The following is a 23,856-nucleotide window of genomic DNA, read 5'->3' on the forward strand; positions in this document are numbered from 1 at the left end:
CATTAAAATTATAGTATAATGTCAGCTTCATATTTAAAACCAGGTGTAATCACCGGAGATGATGTACAGAAACTTTTCCAATATGCAAAAGAAAAGCAGTTTGCTCTACCTGCGGTAAACGTAACAGGAACAAACACTGTAAATGCAGTATTAGAAACAGCAGCAGCTATCAAATCGCCCGTGATTATTCAATTTTCTAACGGCGGTGCCAGCTTTTTCGCAGGAAAAGGCCTACCTAACACTGACCAACAAGCGGCAGTAGCAGGAGCGGTTTCCGGGGCTAAACATGTACACCAAATGGCTGAGCTTTATGGGGCTACAGTAATACTTCACACAGACCACGCAGCAAAAAAACTACTCCCTTGGATAGATGGTATGCTTGATGCTGGTGAAGAATTTTACAAAGCACATGGAAAACCATTATTCAGTTCTCACATGATTGACCTTTCTGAAGAGTCTTTAGAGGAAAATATTGAAATCTCTAAAAAATATCTTGAGAGAATGAGTAAAATGGACATGACTCTTGAAATTGAATTAGGAGTTACTGGTGGAGAAGAAGATGGAGTAGACAATACTGATATTGACAGCTCTAAATTATATACTCAGCCAGAAGAAGTAGCTTATGCTTATGAAGAGCTTGGAAAAATAAGCCCAAGATTCACTATAGCAGCTGCTTTTGGTAATGTTCACGGTGTATACAAACCAGGTAACGTAAAACTTACTCCGGTAATCCTTAAAAACTCTCAGGATTACATCAAAGAAAAATACAACACTACTGAGGAGCACCCTGTTGATTTCGTATTCCACGGAGGTTCAGGTTCTACAGTAGAAGAAATCAGAGAAGGTATTTCTTATGGTGTAATTAAAATGAACATTGATACTGATCAGCAATGGGCATTCTGGGAAGGAATTAAAAATTATTACAAAGAAAATGAAGGATACCTACAGTCTCAAATTGGTAATCCTGAAGGAGATGATTCTCCTAACAAAAAATTCTATGACCCAAGAGTATGGTTAAGAAAAGCGGAAGAGTCTTTCATAGTAAGACTTAAAAAAGCTTTTGATGACCTCAATAACATTGGCACCATAGGTTAAGATTTAATTATTCTTTCAGAAAGCCCCGGTCATTATTATTTTGATCGGGGCTTTTGTTTTTACAGCTTTTAATTGCCATTGATCACAGGCTTCTATGAATTAAAAAAGATAATTTACTATCTTCAAGCGTTTTTTTAATTAGGATACATGATCAGTAGTAAAGCTATTATAAGACTCACCAGTTTGGTGTCCATCATTGCATGGGCTACTATGGTGTTTACTGAGCTTTCTCTGGTATTCAGTAATAAAAACGGTTTAGACTCTGGCATAGGTAACGAAATACCTCAAGTCGCGCTCAGTGTTTTTATCTTATCACTCTTTGTGTTCTTTAAATACAGAATTGAAAAAGCAGAGAGTGTAAATTTTGTAGACCTCCTTTGGAAGGTTTTTGTCACTGGCCTGCTTACCACCATAGTTTCACTCATTTTCAGACTGTTTCTGACCTTATTAGGAAACACCAAGTTATCTGAAAATGTACTGTTTCTGGAGTTTATATACCTCATTAACCTCGGACTTATAGCCTCCTTCCTTATATCTACTTTTATAGTTTGGAAAAGGCTTATTCTTTATCAGAAATCAAAATTTTTGCTCACTGTATGGCAGATTTTTGAATATGCCTTACTCATCAGCTTGCTTTCTGCAGTGCTGCCTATTCCTGGTATAGTAGAAATGGAGCGGTACTATGCTGCTTTTCTTATTCTGTTAGGAGTATTTCTTTCTGCCAACATGAAATGGGTGGCTTACCTTAATTTTAAGCAAAAGTGGAAAAGCATATTGCTAATACTCCTGGCCATGTTTTATTTGGGGTATTTTGCATTCACGGTTTTTAGCCTTTCAGAAGACCTTTCTAAAATATCACCTCAGTTTCTAAACTTTGGTGGCAACATATTTCTGGTCTCTTTGATGAGCTTTATTTTCATCTACTCTTTATTTTCATTATTAGTAATACTCTTTAACCTACCCACTTCATCAGTATTTGAGCAAAAGCTGGAAGAGGTTGTTAATTTCCAACGCCTTAGTCAGTCTATACAGACCGAGCAAAGTGAAGAAAGGGTATATGAAATACTATTAGAAAGCGCTACCAGCACTGTATTTGCTGATGCCACCTGGATTGAGATATTTAACTCTAACGGCCCCAGCAAGTTCTACACTCATAAAATCTCAGAAAGTGAGATCCAAAATATTAAATCACACATTAATAGTCATAAAGTTTCTGGCATACTGGAGCCTAATAGTGACCGTAGCCGAAATTTAAACAAATACCTTTCTACCCTTCGTTCATCACGATTCAGGTCAATTTTGGCTTTCCCTATTTATGTGAAAAATGAACAGGTAGGTACACTGGCCTTATTAAAAGATGTGAGCGACGGCTTTAATAAGGAAATGTCTAAAATCATAGACACCTTCACCAACCAGGCGGGTATTTCCATAGAGAACTTCAGGCTACTATCAGAAGCACTGGAAAACGAAAGATATAAGGAAGAGTTAAAAATTGCCAAGCGAGTGCAAAGCAGTCTTCTGCCTAAAGTACTGGATCACGGCATAGATTACGACCTCATAGCCTTTTCTGAAGCTGCAGATGAAGTAGGGGGCGATTATTATGACACTTTCAGAATTAATAAGAATAAAATAGCCTTAATCATAAGCGATGTATCAGGTAAGGGAACTTCAGCAGCCTTCCATATGTCTCAGATGAAAGGAATATTTCACAGCTTTGCTCAGCTAGACCTGCCTCCTAAAGAGTTTCTGGTAAGGGCTAACACTGCTTTGAGCCGCTGCCTGGATAAGGCCTCTTTTATAACTACCTCCTACTTTGTAATTAATAGTGAAAGCCAGCGCGTGGAGTTTACCAGAGCAGGTCACTGCCCCACGCTCTACTATGATTCAGAGGCAAAAAAGGCTTCTTATTTCCAAAACAAAGGCTTAGGGTTAGGTATTATTAGAAATGACGAGTTTGCTAATTACATCCAGACTAACTGCTTTGATTATAAAAAGAATGACATCATAGTATTATATACTGATGGTATTACAGAAGCCAAGAATGACAAAGGAGAAGAGTTTGGTTATGAGCGCTTAAAGGAATTTATAGAACAGGTAAGTGATATGGATATTTTAAGCATTCAGGAAGATCTGATATCTGCTCTCTATGAGTTTACAGGCTCCAGAGCTATTGATGATGATTACACCACATTGATAATAAAATTTACTTAAAAATAGATATCCATAACATAAGTTAACATAATACGTAAAAATAAATATGGTTGACATAACAAGAACCCAGGAGGGGGAGTACGAGGTGATAAAAATTATAGGTGAGGTAGATGCCAGCTCTTCAATAGAGTTAGATAACGCAATAAACGAAGCGGTATCTGGCGGAGGCAAGAAGTTTTTGGTAGACTGCACTTCATTAGATTATATCTCTTCTGCCGGCTTGGGTGTTTTTATGTCTTATATTGAAGAATTTAAAAAACAAAATATACATTTGATCCTCTTTGGTTTAAATAAAAAGGTGGCTAATGTTTTTGAAATTCTGGGGCTGGACCAGCTGCTTAACATAGAGGAAAACAAAGTAGAAGCGCAAGCTAAGTTGGGATGAAGTACTGTTATAAAGTTCCGTGTCAAAAAGAAATGCTGAGGGAGATCAGATCCTTCGTGAAAGACGTTTTAGATAAAAACGGCCTTTCAGAAGAGGATATTAGCACCCTGGTTTTAGCCATAGATGAAGTTTGTGCTAACCTCATCATCCATTCTCATAAATGTAACGCCAGCGACTCTATAGAGCTGGAAATCAAGTTCAAGAAAAACAAGGAAGTGATCTTCAGCATCATAGATAAGGCTGAAATGTTTAACATTAATCAGTACGAAGAGCCTTCATTAGAAGAGATCATAAAAAGAAGAAGAAAAGGAGGAATTGGTCTTATCCTTGTTAAAAAAATTATGGATGATATTCAAATCACCTCTGACCAAAAAAAGCATATTTGTCGCCTCTCTAAGAAGATATAATCCTCAAAAAACTTACATATTTCTCTTTCCAGCCTCGTTTTCATACAGAATTGCTTAAAATTGCAAGGTTTAATAAGATCTAACCAGATTTAAAAATTAACCTAATGAAAAACCTACTTTATGTTCTTAGCCTTTTTGCTATTGTAGCCGCCTGCCAGGTAAGTAAGAACTCAACCCAAACCACCTTAAACCAACAAAACCCATTATTATTCACAGTAGCTAATGACTCTACTTTTACTGAAGAGTTTATCTATGTGTATAAAAAGAATAACATTAATAATGACAGCGCCTTTTCTCATGCTGACATTAGTGACTACCTGAATTTATACCAGAACTTCAAACTAAAAATAAAAGAGGCAAAAAGTCGTGGTATGGATACTACCGATGCGTTCCATAAAGAGTATGATACTTACAAGGAGCAGCTAAAAAAGCCATACCTCAGTGAAAACAAAGTGACTGATCAGCTCATACAAGAAGCGTATGACCGATATAAAGAAGACATCAACGCCTCACACATCCTTATTATGGTAGATGAGCATGCCTCTCCGGAAGATACTCTTAAGGCGTATAATAAGATACAAGAGATTCGTCAAAAAGCCCTTGATGGAGCTGATTTTGGCAAGTTGGCTAAAGAATATTCTGATGATCCTTCAGCTAAAACCAATAACGGCAATTTAGGATACTTCACTTCCATGCAAATGGTTTATCCTTTTGAATCTGCCGCTTACAGCACGCCTGAAGGAGAAATATCTAAGCCCGTAAGAACACGTTTTGGCTATCACATCATAAAAGTGCTTAACAGAAGACCAAGCCACGGAAGGGTAGAAGTTTCTCACATTATGATCAGGATTAGTCCTAACAAAACAGATTCACTGGAAGCTCGCAATAAAATCTTTGAAATATACGATCAGGCCACTGGTGGTGTGAACTGGGATGAACTGGCCCAGGAATTTTCTGAAGACATTAACACCAAAAATACTGGAGGAAAACTCCCCGTTTTTGGTCTTGGAAAATTCCCTCTCGCCTTTCAGGAAGCCGCTTTCGCCCTTGAGACTCCTGGCCAGATCTCTGATCCTGTAATGAGCCCTTACGGTTGGCACATTATAAAACTAGAAAAGAAGCATCCACTGGAAACCTTCGAAGAAATGGAACCAACCATTAAAAACCGAATCAGCAGAGACTCCAGAGCACAGATAAGCAAGAAGCTTTTTATTTCTAAACTAAAAAAGGAAAACGAATTTAGTGAATATCCATTTGCCGATAAGCTACCTACTTTTGCTGACAGCACCCTTATAAAAGGAAAATGGGCTGCTCCTAAAGATGTAGAGGTTTTAAATAACAGAATATTTAGCATCAAAGAGGTGACCTATACTGCCAAAGACTTTTTTACTCATCTGGCTAAAAACCAAATGCCTAACTCTTATGCTCCTAAAGATTATATGGAGCAGATGTATAATAATTATGTAGACCAAAAGTTATTAGCATACGAGGAAGATCATCTGGAAGATAAATATGTAGATTACCGAATGCTGGTAAAGGAGTACAAAGAAGGGATACTATTATTTCAGCTTATGGAAGAAGAAGTATGGAATAAGGCGGTTAAGGATTCTATTGGCCTACAGAGCTTCTACCAAAGTCACCTGGAGCAGTACCAGGCAGGCGAAAGAGTTCAGGCTACTATTTATAACGCCAAGAGCCAGGAGATCATTAATGACATAAAAAATTTACTTAAAAACAATGCTACCCCTGATAAGGCTGAGCTTGAAAGGAAGTATAATCAAAAAGGAGCCTTATCTTTGCAGATTAAGCAAGGCGTATTTGAAAAAGAAGACGAAGAAATTATTGATCAAATAGAGTGGAGCGAAGGCATATATGAAAAGGAATTAAATGGCCGATTTAACCTGGTAGTTATTAAACAAGTATTGGCTCCAGGCCCTAAAGCTTTAGATCAAATAAAAGGAATGGTGATTTCTGATTATCAAAATTACCTTGAAAAACAATGGGTTGATCAATTACGAGAAAAATACCCTGTAAAAGTAAACGAGAAAGGTCGTAAGTATATTTATGAGCAGTTGGAAAAAAAATAGCATTATATTATTCTCACTCTGTTGTCTATGGAGCTGTGATTTCATTAAAATGAGAGACAGCGCTGGTGGAGATGAAGAACATACAGGCGAACCCATAGCCAGGGTTAAAGATCAATACTTGTATATTGATGATTTGGAAGGTATAGTACCCAGTAATATGAGTAAAGAAGATAGCTCCGAACGTGTGGAGCGCTTTGTGCATAACTGGATACAAAAACAGCTCCTCATACAAGAGGCTTCCACCAAAATAGAATTTAATGAGGCTGATATTGAAAGAAAAATGCTGGACTACAAGTACAGCTTAATGGGATATCAATATCAGTCTTATTATGTAAATAAACATTTGGATAAGGCTATTTCAGATGAAGAGGTAAAGGCCTATTATGATGAGCATATAGATAACTTTATACTGAAGCAAAACATCATAAGAGGTAAATATGTGAAACTGCCGCTTAATGCACCAAAAATAAAAAAGGTAAAAGGCCTGATCACTTCTGAAAAAGAAAAGGATTTAGAAGAATTGAACTCTTACTGCCTTAGCTTTGCTACTAAGTATCAGTTAGATGATTCTGTATGGATGATTTTTGACGAGGTGATCCAAGATTCACCGCTGGCTGAGATACCTAACAAGGTGCAGTTTCTGCAAAATCAAAAATATACTGAAACTTCAGATGATAAATTTAGATATTATCTTAAGATTCAGGAATTTAGAATATCAGACAATATTTCTCCTCTGGAGTTTGTAAAAGAAGACATAAGAAGTATTATTATCAATAAGCGAAAGGTAGAGTTAGCCCAACAACTCGAAGACGAAGTTTATGAACGAGCAACCCAAAACAATGAATTTGAAATATATAATTAGATTTACCGCAGTAGCTATACTGTGTGCACTGCATTGGTCCATTGCTAACGCTCAGGATGAAGTAAACGATCAGAATGAAGTAGAAGAACAAGAAGCTAGCGCCACCAGCGACACAGAAGAAAAAAGCTTGGGTCTGGTAGCCGATAAAATCATAGCCAAAGTAGACAACTACATAGTTTTGAAATCTGAGCTAGAAAATACTTACATGAACTACTTGGCGAATGGTAATCCTGCCACCTCTGACGCCCGTTGTAGAATACTAGCTCAGCTTATCAGCCAGAAGCTGATGGTAGCTAAGGCCGAGATAGACTCTGTAATAGTTACTGATGAAGAAGTAGATGGCAACCTGGATAGAAGGATGCAGATGATACTCTCTCAATATGGGGGCTCGCCCGAGCAACTGGAAACTTACTATGGTAAGACTGTAGAAGAAATACAAGCAGACCTTAGAGATCAGGTAAAAGAGCAATTGGTAGTGCAAAGAATGCAAGAGACCATTACTGAAGGCATTAAGGTGACTCCTTCTGAGGTTAAAAAATTCTTCAGTAAAATGCCACAAGACAGCTTACCTTACTTCTCTACAGAAGTAGAAGTATCTCAGATTGTTAAAATTCCTGAAGTAGGAGAGGAACAGCTTAATGCAGCCAAGAAAAAACTTAATGATATAAGAGCCAAGGTCATAGGAGGAGAAGCCAGCTTCGAAGCTATGGCTAAAGAATACTCAAAAGACCCTGGTAGTGCTAAATATGGTGGTAATCTGGGCTTTGCTAAAAGAGGTGTAATGGCTCCAGAATTTGAAGCCGCTGCTCTTAAACTAAAGCCAGGCGAAATTTCAGCTCCTTTTACTACTCAGTTTGGAGTGCACATAGTACAACTTATAGAAAGAAGAGGTAACGAATATAACAGCCGCCACATACTTATCTCTGCAGAGCCTTCAGAAAAGGATATGCAAAAAGGAATAGAATTCCTGGACAGCCTTAGAACAAGCATAAATCAAGATTCTATCACATTTGCGAAAGCGGCCAAAGAATATAGTGACGATATGTATACTGCTGGTAATGGTGGTTTCTTTACTGATAATAATGAAGGTACCAGAGTATCTAGTGAAGACCTGGACCCCGTTATTTTCTTCGCCTTAGACAGTATGGAGGTAGGAAGTATTAGTAAACCTATTCGTTTCAGAACAGATAATGGTAAACAAGCGGTGAGAATCTTATATTACAAATCTAAAGTAAGGCCTCACCAGGCTAACCTTAAAGATGACTGGCAAAAGATACAGTCTGCCGCTCTAAGCGAAAAGAAGAACAGAATATTAAATAACTGGTTTAATGAGGCCAGAGGCGATGTATTCATAAGCATAGAAGATGAATATGACTATTGTGGCATTTTGAATTGACGAACCTATTCTAAAACCTATTAAAAATATATGAAGTCTTACAACTCGGACGTAGAAGCTGCCAATGCCTTTCATGAGGCATATCAAAAGCTGTCAGCAGAAATTTCAAAAGTAATAATAGGCCAGGATGAAGTGGTAAAGCTTCTTCTGACCTCCATCTTCTGTCAAGGTCACTGCTTACTGATAGGAGTTCCAGGACTGGCAAAAACACTTTTGATTCAGACCATTTCATCCGTATTAGACTTAAAGTTTAACAGAATACAGTTTACGCCAGATTTAATGCCCTCAGACATCCTGGGTGCTGAAACACTGGATAAAGACAGAAATTTCAAATTCATACAAGGTCCTATATTCTCAAACATAGTCCTTGCCGATGAAATTAACCGTACTCCTCCTAAAACTCAGGCTGCTTTGCTAGAGTCTATGCAGGAATATGCGGTGACCATTGCCGGGAAAAAATATGACTTAGATAGGCCATTTTTCGTTTTAGCTACTCAAAACCCAATAGAGCAAGAAGGTACATATCCTCTACCTGAGGCACAGCTAGACCGATTTATGTTCAATGTATTACTAGACTACCCTGCTTACGAAAAAGAGGTGGATATAGTAAAAAACACTACTTCAGAGATCAAAACTACTGTAAGCCATGTCTTGTCAGCTGAAGAAATCAACTTCTTTCAACAGCTGGTACGCAAAGTGCCGGTTACTGACAACGTGGTAGAATATGCAGTGGAATTAGTTCATAAAACAAGGCCTAACTCTGAAAAAGCCACTTCTATAACTAATGATTACCTGGAATGGGGTGCCGGACCAAGGGCATCTCAATACCTGGTTATAGGTGCCAAATGTAATGCCTTACTAAATGGAAAATACTCACCTGATATAGAGGACGTAATAGCTGTAGCCAAACCTACTCTTAGACACAGAATAGTTAGAAACTTTAAGGCAGAAGCTGACGGTGTATCCGTGGATAATATAATAGATCAGTTGATAGCTAAATAATAATAGCCAGATCTAACACAAAATGAAACCTCTTGATGACATGCTTATCAAGAGGTTTTTTATTTATAAAATTTCGTCTGTAACGGTGAGCGAACGAACGGTGAGGTAAGTAGCGTACTCTCTTAGCGGAAATTGAGATGGCCCACCAATGGGGTTGCCTGTATCAAAACTAAACTGAGACTGGCAACAAGGGCAAAATATATATAGGCCTGAGCTGTGCACACTCACTGTAGCACAAGCCTCATAAGGATGGTAAGGACAATTTTGCTCATAGGCATGATATTCTGTAGCACTAGACCTGTAGACAATAATACCTCGCACGCCTTCATCAAGAATATAATAACCTCCATCAAAAGATAGTGAATTAAACTGCGGCAGATCCAGGTTCATATACACATCAGGAAAACCACTATACGGCATTTCATCCTGATACCCCTCTTCTCCACAACCTGAGAACAAGCCAAAGGCAAACACCACAATAAGTAATAAGTATCTATTCATAATTATAAAAACCTTTGCCTGATTTACGGCCGTTATGTCCTGCATTTACCTTTTGCTCCTGTATCCTATTCGGCCTGAATTTAGCATTATAGTAAAATGCTTCATACATAGATTGAGTAACAGAAAAGTTAGTATCAACACCAATTAAATCCATCAACCTGAAAGGCCCCATACGAAAGCCTGAAGCCTCCATAAGCCTGTCAACACCTTCTACATCAGACACCCCTTCTTCGATGATTTTAAGGCTCTCTACGTAAAAATGTCGAGCCACCCTATTCACTATAAACCCAGGAGAATCTTTAGCTAATACAGGCGTCTTATCTAGTCTCTCAACGAATGCCTTAGTAACGTCTAGCACATGAGGCTCAGTACTGCTACCCGCTATTACTTCTACCAACTTCATAATATGGGCCGGGTTGAAGAAATGAACTCCCACTACCCGCTCTGGATGAGCCAGAGTTGAAGCAATTTTAGTAATAGGAATAGAAGATGTATTAGTGGCTAGAATAGTGTTGGTACTATTGATATCTTCAAGCTGCTGAAAAAGCTTTTGTTTCACCTCCAACTTCTCCAAAACCGCCTCAATAATAAGATCTGCCCTCAGATCATTTATTTCTGTAATAAAAGAAAGGTTACTTAAAGCCTCTTCCTTTTGACTTTCAGTAACCTTTCCTTTTTCTATTCCTTTATTGAAGTTGCTTATGATACTTTTTTCAGCATCTTTAAGCGCCTCCTCATTAATATCAAACAAAGCAGTTTTGAAGCCGGCTGCAGCACAAACTTGCGCAATGCCTAACCCCATAGTTCCTGCCCCTACTATGCCTACGGTTTTTATATCATCAACCGCATGCAGCATTTAATGAAGTGTTTTAAATTGCTGTAAGAAGCGCACATCATTTTCAGTATACAGACGTAGATCATTCACTCTGAACTTGAGCTGAGTAATACGCTCTACTCCCATACCAAATGCAAAACCGGTATATTCTTCAGGATCAATATCACAATTGGCCAATACGTTAGGATCTACCATCCCAGAACCACCAATTTCTACCCAGCCTGTATATTTACATAACTGGCATCCATCTCCTTTACAGATCTGACATGAGATATCTATTTCTGCACTAGGCTCTGTAAAAGGAAAATAAGATGGTCTGAAACGTACTTTTGTATCCTTACCGAACATCTCCTTAGCGAAATGATATAAGGTTTGTTTAAGGTCAACAAAGCTTACGTTTTTATCTACGTAAAGTCCTTCTACCTGATGAAAAACACAATGAGCCCTGGCTGATATAGCTTCGTTTCTATACACCCTACCAGGCATAATAGACCTTAAAGGAGGCTTTTGGTTAGCCATAAGCCTCACTTGCACACCAGAAGTATGCGTTCTTAAAAGCATATCAGGGTTTCTCTCTATAAAGAAAGTATCCTGCATTTCTCTTGCTGGGTGATTTTCAGGGAAATTAAGTGCAGTAAAATTATGGAAATCATCCTCTATCTCAGGACCATCAGATACATTAAAACCAATTCTTTCAAAGATCTGAATAATCTGATTTCTAACATAAGTTAAAGGATGCATGCTTCCTAAGCCCGCTCCAGCAGGAGGTAAGCTAAGGTCTCCATGCTGCTCTGATCCTTCAGAACCAGAAGATTCTAATTGATCAATAAGCTCTTTAAACTTATTTTGAGCTGCTTGCTTCACCTCATTAAGTTTCATTCCATAGGCCTTTTTTTGGTCATTAGGAACATCCTTAAGGCCTGCAAACAGTTCACCTACTACACTTTTTTTGCTGATAAAGCGCATACGAAATTGCTCCAGCTCATCTTGGCTAGAGGCGTTAGCGCTTCCAATCTCAGCTAATATTTCATCAACCTTCTCCTGCATATCTTAAATTATCATGCCTGCGGCTACAGTTTCATTAGTCGCTTCATCTATCAATATCACACTACCCGTAATGCGGTTTCTGCTGTATCTATCAAAGAACAATGGTCTTGTAGTACGCAAAGTTACGCGGGCAATATCATTCATTTTAATTTCCTTATCATCTTCAATACGGTGTAAAGTATTAACATTCACTTTGTATTGAATAGTTTTCACCATACATCTGGCATCATTTGTAGTATGTTTAATACCATACTTACCGTTAGGTACCATTGGCTTATCGTTCATCCAGCATAGCATAATATCTACATCCTGACCGATATTAGGTTTATTATTTTCCCTAACGATCATGTCTCCGCGGCTAATGTCAATGTCATCTTCCAGCTGGATAGTGACAGACATAGGTGCAAATGCTTCTTTCAACTCCCCATCATAAGCATCAATACTCTTGATCTTAGAAGAAAACCCTGAAGGTAATACCGTTACGTCATCCCCAGGTTTAAATACTCCACCTGCAATTCTACCTGCATAACCTCTGTAATCATGATGTTTATCAGACTGAGGTCTAATTACATACTGTACAGGGAAACGGCAATCAATATGGTTATGATCGCTACCAATGTGTATGTTTTCAAGCATGTACAATAATGTACCGCCTTTATGCCAAGGCATATTTTCAGATTCGTTCACTACGTTATCTCCCTTAAGAGCACTAATAGGAATAAATCTAATATCTTTAACATCTAGCTTAGCTGAGAAAGACTCAATGTCAGATTTTATTTTGTTATAAACGTCCTGACTGTAATCCACCAAGTCCATTTTGTTAATACAAAATACTACGTGAGGAATTCCTAGCAAAGAAGCTATAAATGTGTGTCTGTAAGTCTGCTCTACCACCCCGTTTCTGGCATCTACCAAGATCAGGGCCAGGTTAGCTGTAGATGCTCCTGTAACCATATTCCTGGTATACTGAATATGTCCTGGAGTATCTGCAATTATGAATTTTCTTTTTGGCGTAGCAAAGTATCTGTAAGCTACATCTATGGTAATACCTTGCTCTCTCTCTGCACGAAGCCCATCAGTAAGTAAAGCCAGGTTTACATTTTCATCTCCTTTTCTGCGGCTAGATTCTTCAATAGCCTCATATTGGTCTTGGAAGATAGACTTAGAATCATATAGAAGTCTACCTATCAGGGTACTTTTACCGTCATCTACACTTCCTGCTGTAGAGAAGCGCAGTAACTCCATATCTAAATATCCTTTGGATTCTGTATTATTATCGCTCATTAGTTTCTTTTATTTACTAAGATTTAGGGAATCTTAAATTTTGAGTATGCTTTTGTTTAAAGTGAAGAGATACTAAAAATAACCTTGCTTTTTACGATCTTCCATAGCTGCCTCTGATCTCTTATCATCTGATCGTGTACCACGCTCAGTAGACCTGGCTGCGGCTACTTCTTCTATAATATCTTCCAAAGTAGAAGCTGATGACTCTACTGCTCCAGTACAAGTCATATCACCTATGGTTCTAAATCTTACCACTTTCTTTTCAGCAGACTCTGTTTCCTTCATCTGAATGAAGTCGCAAGTAGCCATAATTACATTATCTCTAACAAACACATCTCTCTCATGAGCGAAATACAATGGAGGAAGCTCAATTTGCTCCTGTAAAATATATTGCCAAACATCCATCTCAGTCCAGTTACTAATAGGGAATACTCTAAAGTTTTCACCAAACTGTTTTCTTCCATTGAAAATATTCCAGATCTCAGGCCTCTGGTTTTTAGGATCCCACTGCCCAAATTCATCTCTGTGAGAGAAGAACCTTTCTTTAGCTCTGGCTTTTTCCTCATCTCTTCTGGCTCCACCAAGGCAGGCATCGAACTTATTATTTTCAATAGTTTCCAATAGGGTTACAGTTTGTAAACCATTTCTACTGGCATTATATCCCTTTTCTTCTACTACTTTGCCTTCATCAATAGACTTTTGCACAGAACCTACTATTAGCTCAGCACCTAACTCAGCCACAAATTTATCCCTAAACTCAATGGTTTCAGGAAAATTATGACCTGTGTCAATATGCACTAATGGAAAAGGTACTTTCCCTGGGTAAAAAGCTTTTTTAGCCAGGTGAGCTACTGTGATAGAGTCTTTACCGCCTGAAAACAGGATAGCCGGATTTTCAAATTGAGCAGCCACTTCGCGAATAACATATATCGCTTCGGCTTCTAGCTCTCTTAGGTGTGTTAGATTGTAAGCCTTCATTGATTCTTACTAGGTTTTATTTTTGGCAAAATATATTCTAAAAGTTGATCTAAATTATCCTCTACAGAGTGTTCAGCAGTGTAAATTGTAATGCTGGCATTCTGAGGTTCCTCAAAAGGGGAATCAATCCCTGTAAAATTTTTAATTTCTCCTCGTCTGGCTTTTGCATATAAACCCTTCACATCTCTCTTTTCGCATTCTTCTATAGGACAGTTAATAAATACTTCGCAGTACTTATCTTGCAATATAGTTTTAGCCATTTCTCTGATACTCTCTGTCGGACTTATCAACGAACATATAGTAATTACACCGTTTGCCGCTAATAGTTTAGAAGCTTCTGCTGCTCTTCTAATATTTTCTGTTCTATCTTCCTCTGAAAAGCCTAGATTATTGTTGAGTCCGGTACGAAGATTGTCTCCGTCTAGCAAAGCTGTAAGAAAACCTTCTTCATGCAATTTGTTCTCCAGCCCTCTGGCAATAGTGCTCTTCCCTGAGCCTGAAAGGCCCACCATCCAAATTACGATAGATTTCTGATTTAACAGCTCTTCTTTCTTTGAAGTACTAAGAATAGTATCAAATATAGGGTGAATGTTGTCAGCCATTGATTAAAATTTAAACGCCAAAAATACAATTAATTCAGTTAATTAATAAACCATACAAGCATTTGTGTAGTTTTGTTTGCATGACAGAACAAATTAACACCCAAGAATTGATAGATTTGGCTCTGCAGGCAGGCCAGGCAATCCTTAATATTTACCATGATAAAGACCTAGCCGGTGATGTAGATTACAAAAGCGACAATTCGCCGCTTACCCTAGCTGATAAAGCATCTCACAACGTGATTATGAAAGGCTTAACTAAGCTTTACCCTAATATTCCCATCATTTCAGAAGAGGGAGAGCAGGTAGAGTATAGCGCCAGAAAAAATTATGATACATTTTGGCTAATTGATCCGCTTGATGGCACCAAAGAGTTTATCAATAGAAATGGTGAGTTCACCGTGAATATTGCACTGATCAGCAAGCAAAAACCTGTGTTCGGTATAGTTTATGCCCCTGTGCCTGATGTTGTTTACGTAGGAACTGGTGAAAGAGCATTCAAACTGGTTAATGGAAAAGAGGCTCCTTTAAAGGTGAATAATTCTACCTCTAACAGAATAGCTGTAAGAAGTAAATCTCATGCATCTCCTGAGGAAGAAATTATCCTTAAAGAATATGATGTTACTGATAGTATTTCAGTAGGTAGCTCTCTTAAGTTCTGCATGGTGGCTGAAGGCAAGGCTGATATTTACTACAGACATGGCCCTACTATGGAATGGGATACTGCCGCAGGGCAAGCTGTACTGGAAAGTGCTGGCGGTAAAGTATTTAAAGAAACAGGACCAACACCATTTACTTATAATAAAGAATCTCTTCTTAACACTGGCTTTCTAGGACTAGGCTTTTAATAAGCCTAGCGATTTAGCTTTCTGATAATTAGGAAATCTAATGTAAGCGAAAGCACCACAGAGAAGATAATTAATATTGGCAATAAAACGGCATCCTTAACATTCATACAGATTATAGCTAAAAGTATATAAACGATGTTGAGGAAGCCCAAAGCCAATGCTGTTTGAGAATGCTTCATACCCAACCTCATTAATGCATGGTGGATATGGTTCTTGTCAGGAGCAAATGGAGACTGCTTTTTAGATAGCCTTAAAATGAAGATACGCAACGTATCAAACAAAGGAATAATAACTACACAAATTCCAGAAGTAATAGAGGCTCTAAATCGAAAGGGGCTATCTACCGGCAAATTATAATTGGCATCTATAAAAGTAATCACCAAGACTGAAAACAAGAAGCCGAGCACTAGCGCACCCGTATCTCCCATAAAAATTTTTGAAGGCTCCCAGTTAAAAGTTAGAAAGGCCACCACAGCACCTGCAACACTTAGTGCCAACAAAGCTACCCAAGGCTGATCTATCAGGTAGAACCAAATGCCAAAGCTTCCTAACGCTATGGTAGCTATAGTTCCTGCTAAACCATCTAGACCATCTATAAGATTAAAGGAGTTAGTAACCACTATAAAAGTAAAGATAGTTAATAGATAACTGGCTACTTCGTTAAGTTCATTAATACCAAAAAGGCCATATAATGAATGTAATCTTACACCGGAGAAGAGCACTACAATTGAAGAAGCGATCAGCTGCCCAATGAGCTTATTCAAAGGCCTAAGCGGCACAATATCATCCCTCATACCTACCAGAAAGATGATGCCCGTACCCGCTAATATATATTTGAAATACTCAAACCCCTCAAGTGGGAGCCAAACGAGGAGAGCCACAAAAAAGCCAGAAAAGATACCTATCCCTCCCATAGAAGGAGTGATCTTTTTATGAATCTTTCTTCTCCCCGGCGTATCCAACAACTTGCTCTTCTTCTTTGAATACTTGATGATCACCGGGATAACCAAAAAAGTGATAATAAACGATGTAGCTATCGCCAATAGTATTGCAGTCATCTAAGAATTTTTTAGATGCGCAAAGTTATGATAAATGACATTGCCAAAAAATTATTAATCTGAGATTTTAAAACTGTTAAAAAAAAGGAGACTGTTAAAAAAAGAATAAAAAACAACCCCTTTCTGTCTTAAAAAGAAAGATTCTCCCATGCAAACCAATATTATCAATACAATAAAAATTAAATATAATTTCTCTCCTTTATAATAGGCATGCCTTAAAGAAAGAAAAAGCACTAAACTAAAAGCAATTAGCCCTAAAACTCCATACTTAATAAAATAATCTAAATATTGATTATGAGAATTATATTCTTTCCTCAGTGCATTTTTTAAATCATTTTCCCTATAACATTCATTAAGAAACTGTTGGCTATCACCTGTTCCAACTCCCACCAAATAAAATTCACTATAATTTTCTAATATCACTTTCCATCGTGAGAACCTGCTCTCACCCAGCTCATATCTTAAGCTTGTGCTACCGTTGTCCTTAATTAAATTTTCAAATCTCTTTTTTGTATTGTTAGTTTCCGGGAGATTATAGATAATAAATCCAGACAATACTATTATAGCAAATATTACAGCAGTTGCATTCAAAATATTACACTTTCTAAACAACCATAATGTAAAGCTTAAAAAAACAAATAACCCCGTAATCAATATAATGCTTCTTGAAGCACATAAGTAAATTATAAATGTGATAAACAGAATAGCTATAACCAAAACAATCAAAGGAATACCTACCGGCCGATCTTTTATGCAAAAGATAATGGTTAAAGATATCATTGAAAAAAGTAGATACAACGAAAAATAAGTTGGATGTAAGCCAAGTAAAGAAAGAAAATTTAAATGGGTATTGTAATATTTAAATATTGTGACTAAGGAGCGATTTGTGAGATAAATAAAGTGTAATCTATCCAAAAGTGAAATACAAGAAGCTATTATTACAGAAACTGAGAACATTAGTAAAACCCAAATTAATTGCTCCCTTTTTAGTTTTGGGCCTGTGCCAATAATTATAGGAAATAACAAAAGTGCAAAAGACTTTTCAACTGTAAAAAGTCCCTTAGAAATTGTAGAGGTCCAAATCAATCCAACAACACTTATAATAAAAAGACTAATAAACATTAAAATCGAATATCTCTGCTTAGCGTTAACTTGCCTTTTCTTTACTATAAGCCAAATTATAAAAAGGCCAATTATTGAAATATTACTCAAAACAATGCCAAATGGCATTACAAAAGCAACACAAACTAACCCCAAAAAGTATAACCTTTCCAATTTTAGACACTCTCGCTCCACCTATAAACTTTTATTAATTTTAAGTTTAATCACGTTTCTGATAAATTTAGGAATGCCTATAACTGTACGCTTCCAATACTTCCTTGGATCATGAAATAAGCGTACCATCCATTCCAATCCAAGTTTTCTAATAGCACGTGACCCTCTAGGTTTTTCTCCAGAAAAAAGAGCATACAAATCACCCACCGCTTGAACCACATTACAATTCAGCTTATCAATATTTTTATATATCCAAATCTCCTGTTTCGGCGATCCCATTCCCACCCATAGAATATCGGGACTACATTCATTAATTTCTTTAAAAATCTTGGGGTCATCAACATCTTCATAGCCATTTTTACAACCAACAATTTGCAATCCAGGATAAAGGAACTCCAATTCTACCAAAGCCTTATTTAATCTTTCTGTTGTAGATCCTAAAAAAAAAATTTTCCACCCTCTTTCATTACATTCCTCCAAAAAATCAAATCCGTAATCAGTCCAATTAAACCTTTCCCTTAATGGCATTTTCAAAACCTTAGATGCTGAAAAAACACCAATACCATCCGGGTGTACTATATCGGCCTCATTTATCGAATCACAGAATAACGAATCTGACGAAGCTCGATTCAGTGTATTGGCATTTGCATAAACAATTGTGAGTTTATCATCACTAAATATAGCATTGTCAATGCACTCTAACATAATTTCATAATTAACATTAGAAACCTTAATAGGACCAATATTAACATGTTCAATTCCTCTACATATGATTTTTTCTGTCATTTTATTCTAGACTTTTATAAATCTTCAATAACTCAATAGCTACAGATTCCATATCTAGCTTTAGTTTAACAATGGACTCTCTATATTTATTTTCAGCAATATTCTTCTTAAAGCTTTTATCAACAAGGGCGGCTAAGTCACGAGGGTTATTTGAGTCACTAACGAAGCAACCTTCCAAGCCGTTAACTAATTCCCTAACATTTCCAACGTCTGTAGAAACTACAGAAGTATTGCAACTTAAACTTTCCTTCACTGAATTCGGCGACCCTTCGAAGTCAGAAGTTAATAAATGTAACTCTGCCGCATTAAAATAAAGGGGAACCAAATCTCTTTCAACCTTTATTAATAGAAGCTCCTCTACATCATCATATCCATATTCATCCTTTAGGATACACAGAGTTTCCTTAAAAATATCATATCTCTTTTCCCGGCGATCCCTATTATTTAAACTTGCGAATAGAATATATTTCTTACTTTGATCCAAGCCTAATTTTTCTTTTGAAGAAAATTTACCTTTAGGATAAAAGAAATCCATATTCACGCCGTTTGGCAGATAATAACTGTTAGGGTCATCTTTAAATTTACCGGGAATCCCCTTTTTAAAAATTCTTATATCACTATTTAAAGAGACATACCTAAAAAGCCTTTCACCAACCAATTTATTGAATCCAAAATTAGGAAGTATCAATTCTTTACCTCCATCACTTAAAAAAGAAACTAAGACCTTAGTATGTGCAGGTTTAATTAATAATACCACTAAAGCGGCCAATAAGTGATGACAATGAATGACATTATACTTCGGCAAGATAGAACGAAGCTCCTTATAGGCTTTATAATACGCTTTCTTTCCCTCTTCCTTACCATTAATAACATATAAATCGAATTCACAGTTTAACTTCCGTAAGGAATTCAACTGTTCCTTAACAAATATACCATGAAGTGGAAATTTTTCTGTAGGGTAAGCATTTGTGACTTGCAAAATATTAACCATGCAACTTATTATTTTTTTCGACCGTAAGTATCCCTAAATAGATGATGAATATAAAAAAAGCCACTGTGAATAATGTATCACCTAAAAAAAAACCAAGTAGAAAATAATAGAAAAAAATATATATCTCTTCCATTTCTAATTGCTTGATTAGGATTGTAAACTTCTTGATCATGAAGGCCATGATTATTGAAAATAAAGTCATTCCTACGAGACCAGTTTCTACTAAGATTTTAACAAAATTAGAGTGAGCCTCATATCCACGTCCATCAGGGGTAGAAAAACCATTCAGTTCAGTTTCTTGTCCAAGACCACGCCCAAAAAAAAGATAATTTTGAAACCAGTCAGTAACCAAATGATACCACTGCAAAACCCTCCATTGAAAAGAACTATCAAGTTTTTTTCCTGAGATTTCAGAAATATTATAAGACGAACCTAATGTTGTTATTAATCTATCTTGTACTTCATGATTAAATGATAGGCCAATAATTAAAAACAAAAAGAGAATGATAAGTTGTATGAATTTTCTCTTATGAATTACATAATAAATGGAGAAGGCTCCTATCAAAATTACAATCGCCCGAAGAGTATCGTTAGCTGCTAAAAGAAAACAGAACAAAATAAAAGAAACTAAACATAGAAATCTTTGGTATCCCGAAGACCTAACTATTCCCACATAAAGAAAAATCACCAGTAACCCTAAAAATGTACCAAACTGCCCTTCACGCTCAAAATAACCAGATAAACGACTATGACCGTGGATGACTGTCACCTCATTACCATACAGATCAAACAAACAATAAATAAGATGAAAAGTAAAGATTATTATAAGACCACTCCAAACAACCCTACTTGGCAAAAATTTAGCGACTACTATGCCTAAGTAAAATAAGGCCAAGAGTAAAAGGTATCTAGAAAGATCATGTATTGCATTTTCAAATGGCATGCCTTGATAAAGGCTTCCTACCATACCTATACCTAAAAAAAGAATAGCTATAACCAGAATTATTAAATTATTAACCTTTATTGGAGTGGAAGAATCACTATAAAGGTATAAGAATAATACCCCTAGACTAACTGCTCCGAACAATAGGTTATAAATTGAATTATTTAATAAATATGTAAATCTCAAAGTTGTAAGGACAAACAACATTAAGGCAATCACAAAATTAACTAAATAATAACTTGAAGCTTTTTTGATCATTTAACTATTTCTTTTCATCCTGTTTTTATACAAAACAAATGTTCTCATAGTATATAAGAGATGCAATAACAGATCAAAACTACATCTTCTTATTTCCTTCTGTAACGACAAATACAAACGATTATATTCACTGCGTTTTTCTAACAAGTCAAAATTAACTTTAAACATTTGTTGGGAAAATTTCTCCAAACCTTCTCTATAGTCAACATCAAGAATTGAGCGCCTGATTTTTAAGTATGACTTCTCAACAATATCTTCATTTACCTCGTTTCTTGGAGAAAAGTTGCTTTTTGAGACACTTTGAAATGTCATATCATCAACTAGAACAGGTATATCACTCCCTAATACTGGGGTAAGTATAACCTTCCCCAGACTAGCGGCCTCCATTAAGCCACGCCCAGTACCAATCACGTAATTAGATACATTAATCAGTTCACTTGCATTTTTAGTAAATTCATCTTCCGTCACAAAATGAACGTAGGATGGAGATGAATCAGATAGGTTCTGAAATATATCATGATCGTAAACAACCCCGACAACAAGTAAGGTACACGTTTGACCATCCCTTCTCAATCGTTCTACTAAATTAATACTTTGTTTAATACTACTTTCATATGCTTCGCCAATTCTAGCAACACGTAGGAAGACAACACCATCAAGGTTAATTCTTGTTTTAAGTTTATTAATTCTCAATTTATCTGGTCGCACCTGTATCACTCTATTTGGAATAAGGTATCTCTTCCCATTACTATATCTAGCTCTATGCTCAAAAAACAGATCATTTTCTTTTGAAAAATTTATCATCGCATCAAATTTAGGGAAATAATGGGGTGGATTAGGGCCTCCACATTTAGTTAAAATAACCCCCACTCTGAACTTAGTATTTAAAAATCTAGCGAATAAATAGGCATGAATATCAAAAGCATGAATTACGTCTGGCTTAATTTCTTTAAAAATTCTATGTAATTGATGCATTGCAGTTGAAAAATCACACCCTCTACAATAAACGAAATCGTTCCGCAATTCTACACCTTCCAATATTTTGTATGGCTTAAGACCTATTACTGCGATACTTGGCTCTACAACTGATGATAGTGCTTTAATCGTGGTTAGCATACTATATGTATGTCCACCACCAATTTCCTTTCCTAAATTTGAAATTAGGTATAAAACCTTCATTTAATTTTTAAGATTTTATAGAATTGTTGCAATTCATATTTACTAATCATTATTATTGACTTATACGGTAACGAATGGATTCTTCTGTAAAAGATAATTATTAGAACCACACTCGCAAAGTAACTAACATTAGTTGCTATTGCCGCTCCAATGACTCCTTTTGATGGTATCAGAATTATATTTAAAACTATGTTTAGCATTACTGCTGGAATAAAAACTTTTAACGCAATGTCCGGTCTCCCAATTCCTGCTAACTGACTATTTAAAACTTTAAAAATCACGAAAATCAATATGCCAGGTAAGAGGTATTGAATAACTAATACACTCGACGAAAACTCTTTACCATAAATAATCGGTATAAAAATTGGGGCCAAGAAATACGCTAAAAAACACATGAAAAATCCTAGAATAAAAGAAATTTTAAGAATTACTAAGACTTCGTTAGTATTCTCCAAAGAATTTTTAGAATTGGCAGTTCGAGCCAAGATTACGGTTCCTATAGCAGTAGGTACAAGCCAAATTTGTTCCACAAGATTTACACCCAAAGTGTAATTGCCAATTTCAGCAGACGAAACCCATCGATCCAAGAGCAATATGTCCAGCTTGTAATTCAACTGTACAAAGAAAAGAGCTAAAGCATAAACAAATCCCTTTTTTAGCAAACTCTTTATTAGAACAATGCTCACTCCAAATTCTATTTCATACCTCTTGGTTATAATAATAAAAGCATAAATAGATAAAAAAAGATTTGATGCAAGTAAAACCAATATTGCTCCAACAACCTCCATCTTCAAATAATGAACAAGCACAATAACACCTATACAGTTAATTACAGGTGGCACCCAATTCAGATGATTAAATTCTTTATAAGATTGCTTTGCCAATAAAATCCCACTTGAATAGGAAATCCATAATTTAGAGGGTATAAACAGACATATTAAAAGGCTGAGCATAACACTTGAGCTCATATTTAAAGCAAATATTATACTAAAGCACGCAATAAAGCTTATAATACTTGCTCCCAAAAAAATGTTAATCATTGCAGATATCACATCTTTAGTTGAATTCATTGTATTACTTAGGTGATAAATAGCAGACTGTTTAATACCCAACTCTGCGATACTAAAAATAATAGTTGGAACCACCAGCAAAGTTGACAATAAACCTCTACCTTCTGCTCCTAATAACCTCGCTAACAAAATACCAGACAAAAAATTTAAAGCTATAGAGGTGGTATTACTGAGAAATACACTTAAAAAGTTTTTAAAAAAACTGCCCACATCAATCTTACTTTGGATAAATAACTTTTGATGGCACACCCACAGCCACACAATTTTCAGGCACATCTTCCAAAACTACAGAGTTAGCCCCTACATTGACATTTTCACCTAAATGAACACCTCCAATAATCTTGGCTCCAGAGTATATAATGCAATTATTTCCGATTGTAGGATATGATTTTTCACTTGATTTCTTCCCATGGCTACCCATTGTTACTTGCTGAAAAATGGTGACGTTATTCCCTACTTTCACATTTTCACCTATAACTACCCCAAATGGGTGAGGGAATTTTATGCGAGCGCCCAACTGGGCACTAGCTGATATCTCGCTAGAAAAAATCACCTTCTGAAAATAGCCTAATACTAGATTTAAACGCCTTATTTTTGTAGTATTAACAAAATACATAACCCTATATAGAGCAAGCAACTGAAATCCCGTATGAAACATCCAAACTCCAATTCTTTTAGAAATTGATTTTCCTCCGTAGAAAATCAGATCATCTTTAATGATCTTCATGACTGAAACCATATCCGCCTTTCATTATAAAC

At 36.4% G+C, this 23,856-nt stretch carries 23 protein-coding genes; 9 read left to right on the top strand and 14 right to left on the bottom strand.

Annotation, left to right across the window (positions count from 1 at the left end):
* The first annotated feature begins 18 nt into the window (after positions 1 to 18).
* The 8 genes from fbaA to LVD15_RS05805 all read left to right on the top strand — a co-directional run bounded on the left by fbaA (position 19) and on the right by LVD15_RS05805 (position 9,445).
* The gene (fbaA, locus tag LVD15_RS05770; RefSeq protein WP_233779352.1) at positions 19 to 1,095 is read left to right on the top strand and encodes a class II fructose-bisphosphate aldolase; all 1,077 of its coding nucleotides are present in this window, start codon (positions 19 to 21) and stop codon (positions 1,093 to 1,095) included.
* A gap of 147 nt (positions 1,096 to 1,242) precedes the next feature.
* On the top strand, positions 1,243 to 3,306 hold the full coding sequence (locus LVD15_RS05775) for a PP2C family protein-serine/threonine phosphatase (protein ID WP_233779353.1): 2,064 nt from the start codon (positions 1,243 to 1,245) through the stop codon (positions 3,304 to 3,306).
* 46 nt (positions 3,307 to 3,352) lie between these two features.
* On the top strand, positions 3,353 to 3,691 hold the full coding sequence (locus LVD15_RS05780; protein WP_233779354.1) for an STAS domain-containing protein: 339 nt from the start codon (positions 3,353 to 3,355) through the stop codon (positions 3,689 to 3,691).
* Positions 3,688 to 4,098, top strand: a complete 411-nt coding sequence (locus LVD15_RS05785) for an ATP-binding protein (protein WP_233779355.1) — start codon at positions 3,688 to 3,690, stop codon at positions 4,096 to 4,098. The genes LVD15_RS05780 and LVD15_RS05785 overlap by 4 nt, the downstream gene beginning before the upstream one ends.
* 104 nt (positions 4,099 to 4,202) lie before the next feature.
* Complete coding sequence (locus LVD15_RS05790; RefSeq protein WP_233779356.1) at positions 4,203 to 6,185, top strand: peptidylprolyl isomerase; 1,983 nt, start codon at positions 4,203 to 4,205, stop codon at positions 6,183 to 6,185.
* A gap of 49 nt (positions 6,186 to 6,234) precedes the next feature.
* Entirely contained in the window at positions 6,235 to 7,047 is an 813-nt protein-coding gene (locus LVD15_RS05795) for a peptidyl-prolyl cis-trans isomerase (RefSeq protein ID WP_233779357.1), read from the top strand.
* On the top strand, positions 7,031 to 8,443 hold the full coding sequence (locus tag LVD15_RS05800; RefSeq protein ID WP_233779358.1) for a peptidylprolyl isomerase: 1,413 nt from the start codon (positions 7,031 to 7,033) through the stop codon (positions 8,441 to 8,443). Before LVD15_RS05795 ends, LVD15_RS05800 begins: the two co-directional genes overlap by 17 nt.
* Before the next feature lie 30 nt (positions 8,444 to 8,473).
* Positions 8,474 to 9,445 carry an AAA family ATPase gene (locus LVD15_RS05805; protein ID WP_233779359.1) on the top strand — a complete coding sequence of 324 codons (972 nt, stop codon included), beginning with the start codon at positions 8,474 to 8,476 and terminating at the stop codon, positions 9,443 to 9,445.
* A gap of 63 nt (positions 9,446 to 9,508) precedes the next feature.
* Here LVD15_RS05805 and LVD15_RS05810 read toward each other — a convergent pair whose 3' ends face one another.
* From LVD15_RS05810 to cysC, 6 genes are all read right to left on the bottom strand, one after another.
* Positions 9,509 to 9,946: a Rieske 2Fe-2S domain-containing protein gene (locus LVD15_RS05810; protein WP_233779360.1), complete on the bottom strand. Its 438-nt coding sequence runs from the start codon at positions 9,944 to 9,946 to the stop codon at positions 9,509 to 9,511.
* Positions 9,939 to 10,802: a 3-hydroxyacyl-CoA dehydrogenase NAD-binding domain-containing protein gene (locus tag LVD15_RS05815; RefSeq protein WP_233779361.1), complete on the bottom strand. Its 864-nt coding sequence runs from the start codon at positions 10,800 to 10,802 to the stop codon at positions 9,939 to 9,941. The genes LVD15_RS05810 and LVD15_RS05815 overlap by 8 nt, the downstream gene beginning before the upstream one ends.
* On the bottom strand, positions 10,803 to 11,828 hold the full coding sequence (gene pheS, locus LVD15_RS05820; protein ID WP_233779362.1) for a phenylalanine--tRNA ligase subunit alpha: 1,026 nt from the start codon (positions 11,826 to 11,828) through the stop codon (positions 10,803 to 10,805).
* Positions 11,829 to 11,831: 3 nt separating this feature from the next.
* Positions 11,832 to 13,112 (bottom strand): sulfate adenylyltransferase subunit CysN, encoded by a 1,281-nt coding sequence (cysN, locus tag LVD15_RS05825; RefSeq protein WP_233779363.1) that lies wholly within the window; start codon positions 13,110 to 13,112, stop codon positions 11,832 to 11,834.
* A 72-nt stretch (positions 13,113 to 13,184) separates the two neighbouring features.
* Positions 13,185 to 14,090, bottom strand: a complete 906-nt coding sequence (gene cysD / locus LVD15_RS05830) for a sulfate adenylyltransferase subunit CysD (protein ID WP_233779364.1) — start codon at positions 14,088 to 14,090, stop codon at positions 13,185 to 13,187.
* Positions 14,087 to 14,692 carry an adenylyl-sulfate kinase gene (gene cysC / locus LVD15_RS05835; RefSeq protein ID WP_233779365.1) on the bottom strand — a complete coding sequence of 202 codons (606 nt, stop codon included), beginning with the start codon at positions 14,690 to 14,692 and terminating at the stop codon, positions 14,087 to 14,089. Before cysC ends, cysD begins: the two co-directional genes overlap by 4 nt.
* A gap of 80 nt (positions 14,693 to 14,772) precedes the next feature.
* On the opposite strand from cysC, the gene cysQ reads away from it, so the two are divergent.
* Positions 14,773 to 15,537, top strand: a complete 765-nt coding sequence (gene cysQ / locus LVD15_RS05840) for a 3'(2'),5'-bisphosphate nucleotidase CysQ (protein WP_233779366.1) — start codon at positions 14,773 to 14,775, stop codon at positions 15,535 to 15,537.
* A gap of 5 nt (positions 15,538 to 15,542) precedes the next feature.
* Here the strand turns inward: cysQ and LVD15_RS05845 are convergent, their stop codons facing one another.
* Genes LVD15_RS05845 through LVD15_RS05880 form a run of 8 tightly spaced genes read right to left on the bottom strand, consistent with a single transcriptional unit; the run spans position 15,543 to position 23,824 of the window.
* Positions 15,543 to 16,595 (bottom strand): MraY family glycosyltransferase, encoded by a 1,053-nt coding sequence (locus LVD15_RS05845; protein ID WP_233779367.1) that lies wholly within the window; start codon positions 16,593 to 16,595, stop codon positions 15,543 to 15,545.
* Between the two features lie 54 nt (positions 16,596 to 16,649).
* Positions 16,650 to 17,870 (bottom strand): O-antigen ligase family protein, encoded by a 1,221-nt coding sequence (locus LVD15_RS05850; RefSeq protein ID WP_233779368.1) that lies wholly within the window; start codon positions 17,868 to 17,870, stop codon positions 16,650 to 16,652.
* A 21-nt stretch (positions 17,871 to 17,891) separates the two neighbouring features.
* On the bottom strand, positions 17,892 to 18,656 hold the full coding sequence (locus LVD15_RS05855; RefSeq protein ID WP_233779369.1) for a WecB/TagA/CpsF family glycosyltransferase: 765 nt from the start codon (positions 18,654 to 18,656) through the stop codon (positions 17,892 to 17,894).
* 1 nt (position 18,657) lies between these two features.
* Positions 18,658 to 19,647: a glycosyltransferase family 4 protein gene (locus LVD15_RS05860; protein ID WP_233779370.1), complete on the bottom strand. Its 990-nt coding sequence runs from the start codon at positions 19,645 to 19,647 to the stop codon at positions 18,658 to 18,660.
* Positions 19,640 to 20,848, bottom strand: a complete 1,209-nt coding sequence (locus LVD15_RS05865) for an O-antigen ligase family protein (RefSeq protein WP_233779371.1) — start codon at positions 20,846 to 20,848, stop codon at positions 19,640 to 19,642. The genes LVD15_RS05860 and LVD15_RS05865 overlap by 8 nt, the downstream gene beginning before the upstream one ends.
* Entirely contained in the window at positions 20,849 to 22,027 is a 1,179-nt protein-coding gene (locus LVD15_RS05870) for a glycosyltransferase family protein (RefSeq protein WP_233779372.1), read from the bottom strand.
* Positions 22,024 to 23,307, bottom strand: a complete 1,284-nt coding sequence (locus tag LVD15_RS05875) for an oligosaccharide flippase family protein (protein ID WP_233779373.1) — start codon at positions 23,305 to 23,307, stop codon at positions 22,024 to 22,026. Before LVD15_RS05875 ends, LVD15_RS05870 begins: the two co-directional genes overlap by 4 nt.
* A gap of 7 nt (positions 23,308 to 23,314) precedes the next feature.
* Positions 23,315 to 23,824 carry a serine O-acetyltransferase gene (locus LVD15_RS05880; protein ID WP_233779374.1) on the bottom strand — a complete coding sequence of 170 codons (510 nt, stop codon included), beginning with the start codon at positions 23,822 to 23,824 and terminating at the stop codon, positions 23,315 to 23,317.
* Positions 23,825 to 23,856: the final 32 nt, after the last annotated feature.

It is taken from the genome of Fulvivirga maritima, from assembly GCF_021389955.1.
Lineage (GTDB): Bacteria > Bacteroidota > Bacteroidia > Cytophagales > Cyclobacteriaceae > Fulvivirga > Fulvivirga maritima.

Bases quoted from the DNA above. Each gene is read 5' to 3' on its own strand.
- fbaA (WP_233779352.1), top strand. From the start codon at position 19: ATGTCAGCTTCATATTTAAAACCAGGTGTAATCACCGGAGATGATGTA.
- LVD15_RS05775 (WP_233779353.1), top strand. From the start codon at position 1,243: ATGATCAGTAGTAAAGCTATTATAAGACTCACCAGTTTGGTGTCCATC.
- LVD15_RS05780 (WP_233779354.1), top strand. From the start codon at position 3,353: ATGGTTGACATAACAAGAACCCAGGAGGGGGAGTACGAGGTGATAAAA.
- LVD15_RS05785 (WP_233779355.1), top strand. From the start codon at position 3,688: ATGAAGTACTGTTATAAAGTTCCGTGTCAAAAAGAAATGCTGAGGGAG.
- LVD15_RS05790 (WP_233779356.1), top strand. From the start codon at position 4,203: ATGAAAAACCTACTTTATGTTCTTAGCCTTTTTGCTATTGTAGCCGCC.
- LVD15_RS05795 (WP_233779357.1), top strand. From the start codon at position 6,235: ATGAGAGACAGCGCTGGTGGAGATGAAGAACATACAGGCGAACCCATA.
- LVD15_RS05805 (WP_233779359.1), top strand. From the start codon at position 8,474: ATGAAGTCTTACAACTCGGACGTAGAAGCTGCCAATGCCTTTCATGAG.
- LVD15_RS05810 (WP_233779360.1), bottom strand. From the start codon at position 9,946: ATGAATAGATACTTATTACTTATTGTGGTGTTTGCCTTTGGCTTGTTC.
- LVD15_RS05815 (WP_233779361.1), bottom strand. From the start codon at position 10,802: ATGCTGCATGCGGTTGATGATATAAAAACCGTAGGCATAGTAGGGGCA.
- pheS (WP_233779362.1), bottom strand. From the start codon at position 11,828: ATGCAGGAGAAGGTTGATGAAATATTAGCTGAGATTGGAAGCGCTAAC.
- cysN (WP_233779363.1), bottom strand. From the start codon at position 13,112: ATGAGCGATAATAATACAGAATCCAAAGGATATTTAGATATGGAGTTA.
- cysD (WP_233779364.1), bottom strand. From the start codon at position 14,090: ATGAAGGCTTACAATCTAACACACCTAAGAGAGCTAGAAGCCGAAGCG.
- cysC (WP_233779365.1), bottom strand. From the start codon at position 14,692: ATGGCTGACAACATTCACCCTATATTTGATACTATTCTTAGTACTTCA.
- cysQ (WP_233779366.1), top strand. From the start codon at position 14,773: ATGACAGAACAAATTAACACCCAAGAATTGATAGATTTGGCTCTGCAG.
- LVD15_RS05845 (WP_233779367.1), bottom strand. From the start codon at position 16,595: ATGACTGCAATACTATTGGCGATAGCTACATCGTTTATTATCACTTTT.
- LVD15_RS05855 (WP_233779369.1), bottom strand. From the start codon at position 18,656: ATGACAGAAAAAATCATATGTAGAGGAATTGAACATGTTAATATTGGT.
- LVD15_RS05860 (WP_233779370.1), bottom strand. From the start codon at position 19,647: ATGGTTAATATTTTGCAAGTCACAAATGCTTACCCTACAGAAAAATTT.
- LVD15_RS05865 (WP_233779371.1), bottom strand. From the start codon at position 20,848: ATGATCAAAAAAGCTTCAAGTTATTATTTAGTTAATTTTGTGATTGCC.
- LVD15_RS05870 (WP_233779372.1), bottom strand. From the start codon at position 22,027: ATGAAGGTTTTATACCTAATTTCAAATTTAGGAAAGGAAATTGGTGGT.
- LVD15_RS05880 (WP_233779374.1), bottom strand. From the start codon at position 23,824: ATGAAGATCATTAAAGATGATCTGATTTTCTACGGAGGAAAATCAATT.